This is a genomic window from Pseudomonas sp. Choline-02u-1 (assembly GCF_002836515.1).
Taxonomy (GTDB): Bacteria; Pseudomonadota; Gammaproteobacteria; order Pseudomonadales; family Pseudomonadaceae; genus Aquipseudomonas.
In genome coordinates this window covers 1-3,773 of sequence record NZ_PJBC01000024.1, presented here as the reverse complement: position 1 = coordinate 3,773, position 3,773 = coordinate 1, and the positions used below count along the sequence as shown (strand labels likewise).

At 62.2% G+C, this 3,773-nt stretch carries 1 protein-coding gene; it reads right to left on the bottom strand.

The features are described from left to right. On the bottom strand, positions 1 to 3,773 hold a 3,773-nt coding region (locus CXF97_RS13850), incomplete at both ends, for an immunoglobulin-like domain-containing protein (RefSeq protein ID WP_371918385.1).

Here is a 3,773-nt window from a genome sequence, read left to right as displayed (position 1 = left end):
CGTCGAAGTGTCGATGGTGTCGGTGACATTGGTCACGGCTGGAACCGCGCTTGGTACCAGATTCTCGAAGTTGCCGCCGGTCGCATTCTCGATGGTCACTTCGACTTTGCCGGCATCTTTATAGACGTCGTCTTTCGGTGCGTCGACGATCACGGTGCCGGTGGTTTTACCCGCGTCGATGATGATCGTGGCGCCGTTCGACAGGGTCACGGTCACCGGTGTGCCGGCCGGGTTGGTCAGCGTCGCGGTGTAGGTGATCTGGCCGCCTTCGGCCACGGAACCGGTCGCACTCAGCGACAGGTTGGTGGTGTCGGCAACATCCGTAACAGTGGTCGAAACCGGTGTTTTATCCGCCACCAGATCTTCGAAATTGCCGCCGCTCACGCCAGTGATCGAGTTGGTGATCGGAGCGTTGCCTGTCAGCGCATCGTTCTGAGCCACAGCGGTTGCAGTGCCAGTAGTTTGACCGACCGCGATGATGATGGATTGGCCGTTGGCCAGGGTCACGACCACTGGCGAACCGGTGACCGGAGCGCCAACCGTGGCGGTGTAAGTCACGGTGCCGCCTTCAGCGACCGAAGTATCGGCGGTCAATTTGACGGTCGACGTATCGATGGTGTCAGTGACAGTCGTCACTGCTGGAACCGCGCTTGGTACCAGATTCTCGAAGTTGCCGCCGGTCGCATTCTCGATGGTCACCTCGACTTTGCCGGCATCTTTATAGACGTCGTCTTTCGGAGCATCGACGGTCACGGTGCCGGTGGTTTTGCCGGCCTCGATGGTGATCGTTGCGCCATTGCTCAGCGTTACGGTCACTGGAGTGCCGGCCGGGTTGGTCAGCGTCGCGGTGTAGGTGATCTGGCCGCCTTCGTTCACCGCACCGGTCGCGCTGAGCGACAGGTTGGTGGTGTCGACGGTGTCGGTCACGGTGGTGCTGACCGGCGTTTGGTCGGCCACGAGGTTTTCGAAGTTGCCGCCGCTGACATTGGTGATCGAGTTGGTCAGCGGCGCGTGGCCGGCGAGGGCGTCGTTCGGCGCGGTGGTGCTCACGCTGCCGCTGGTCTTGCCGACTTCGATGGTGATGTTCTGACCGTTGGCCAGGGTCACGACCACAGGCGAACCGGTGACCGGTGCGCCGACGGTGGCGGTGTAAGTGACGGTGCCACCTTCGGCCGCAGTTTCGGTGGCGGTCAGTTTGACCGTCGAGGTATCGACGGTGTCGGTGACATCGGTAACCGCTGGCGTGGTGCTCGGCACCAGGTTTTCAAAGTTGCCGCCAGTGGCGTCCTTGATCGTGACTTCGACTTTGCCGGCGTCTTTGTAGACGTCATCGGCAGGTGCCGGAACGGTGACGGTGCCGGTGGTTTTGCCGGCCTCGATGGTAATCACCGCGCCGTTTCTCAGGCTCACGGTCACTGGCGTGCCGGCCGGGTTGCTCAGGGTCGCGGTGTAGACAATCGAACCGCCCTCGGCCACCGAGCCGGTGGCGGACAACGACAGGCTAGTGGTGTCGGCAACGTCAGTCACCGAGGTCACCGCCGGGGTCTGATCGGCGACGAGATTTTCGTAATTGCCACCACTGGCGCCGTCGATTTTCACGCTCAGGGTGTTGCCGCCGGCCTGTGCATCGTTCGGCGCAGTGAAGTTGACGCTGGCACTGCTGGCGCCGACCGGAATGGTAATGGTCTGGCCGTTGGACAGGGTAACTACTACCGGTGAACCGGTGACCGGTGCAGTCACGGACGCGGTGTAGACGACCACGCCACCTTCGACCGCGCTGGCGCTGGCGGTCAGCGAAACGGTGCTGTTGTCGATGGTGTCAGTCACGTTGGTGACTGCCGGGGTCTTGTCGACCAGCAGATTTTCAAAGTTGCCGCCGCTGGTTTTGGTGATGCTCGCATCGACCTTGCCGGCGTCCTTGTACACGTCATCGGCGGGCGCGGCGATGGTCGCAGTGCCAGTGCTCGCACCCTTGGCAATGTTGATCACCGCGCCGTTGCTCAGGGTCACGCTCATGGCGGTGCCGGCCGGATTGCTCAGGGTCGCGGTGTAGACGATCGAGCCGCCCTCGGCAACGCTACCGGTGGCGCTCAGGCTGATGTTGGTGGTGTCGACGGCGTCGGTGACTTTGGTCACCACAGCCGAACGATCGGCCTCGACGCGCTCGAAGTTGCCGCCGCTGTGGCTGGCGATCGCCGTCCGCACGTTGCTGCCATCGATGTACGGCGTATTGGCGGGCGCCGGGAAATTTACCGAGCCGCTGGTAGCACCGGCAGCGATGTTGATCACCGCGCCGTTGGCCAGGGTCACGGTCATCGCAGTGCCGGCCGGGTTGCTCAGGGTCGCGGTGTAGGTGATCTGGCCACCTTCGCTGACGGTATCGCTGGCGGTCAGGGTCAGTGCGGTTGTGTCGACGGTGTCGTTGACCGTGGTGCTGACCGGGGTCTTGCTGACGTCGAGTCTTTCAAAGTTGCCACCGCTGGCGTCGGTCATGGTCACGGTGAGCTTGCTGACGTCCTTGTAGACGTCGTCGCTCGGCGCGTCGATGGTTACCGAACCGCTGGTCTTGCCGGCTTCGATGGTGATGGTCTGGCCATTGCTCAGGTTGACGGTCACCGGCGTCTGCGCGGCGTTGGTCAGCGTTGCGGTGTAAGTGATCGAAGCGCCTTCGAGCACATAGCTTTCTGCGCTAAGGGTCAGATGGGTGGTGTTGACGGTGTCGGCGACGTTGGTCACCGCTGGCGTAGTGCTCGGCACCAGACTCTCGAAGTTGCCACCGGTGGCGTCCTTGATGGTCACTTCGACTTTGCCAGCGTCCTTGTAAACGTCATCGGCAGGTGCCGGAATGGTCACAGTGCCGGTGGTCTTGCCTGCTTCAATAGTGATGACCGAGCCGTTGCTCAGATTGACGGTTACCGGCGTACCGGCCGGATTGCTCAGCGTCGCGGTGTAGGTGATTTGCCCGCCTTCGTTGACATTGCCGGTGGCAGTCAGCGCGACGCTGGTGGTGTCGACGGTGTCGGTCACGGTGGTGCTGACCGGAGTCTCGTCGGCGATCAGATTCTCGTAGTTGCCGCCGCTGAGGTTGGTGATCGAGTTGGTCAGCGGGGCATGACCGATCTGGACGTCATTCGATACGGGGGTGGTAACGCTGCCGGTGGTCTGACCGACGGCGATGGTGATGTTCTGGCCGTTGGCCAGGGTCACGACAACAGGCGAGCCAGTAACAGGCGCGCCAACCGTGGCTGTGTAGGTCACGGTGCCGCCTTCAGCGACCGAGGTGTCGGCGGTCAATTTGACCGTCGAAGTGTCGATGGTGTCGGTAACCGTAGTGACGGCCGGAGCAGTGCTTGGTACCAGATTTTCGAAGTTACCACCGGTAGCGCTGGTGATCGTTGCCTGCACGGAACCGGCATCTTTATAGACGTCGTCGGCTGGTGCTGGAACGTTCACGGTGCCGGTGGTTTCGCCTGCTTTGATGGTGATTACGGCGCCGTTCGACAAGGTCACGGTCACTGGCGACCCAGCGGCGTTGGTCAGCGTCGCGGTGTAGGTGATCTGGCCACCTTCTGCCACCGAGCCGGTCGCGCTGAGCGACAGATTTGTAGTGTCGGTAACGTCGGTGACTGCAGTCGAAACCGGTGTTTTATCCGCCACCAGATCTTCGAAGTTGCCACCGCTCACGCCAGTGATCGAGTTGGTGATCGGCGCGTTGCCGGCCAAGGCATCGTTCGGTGCGGTATAGATGACGGAGCCGGTGGTCTGGCCGACGA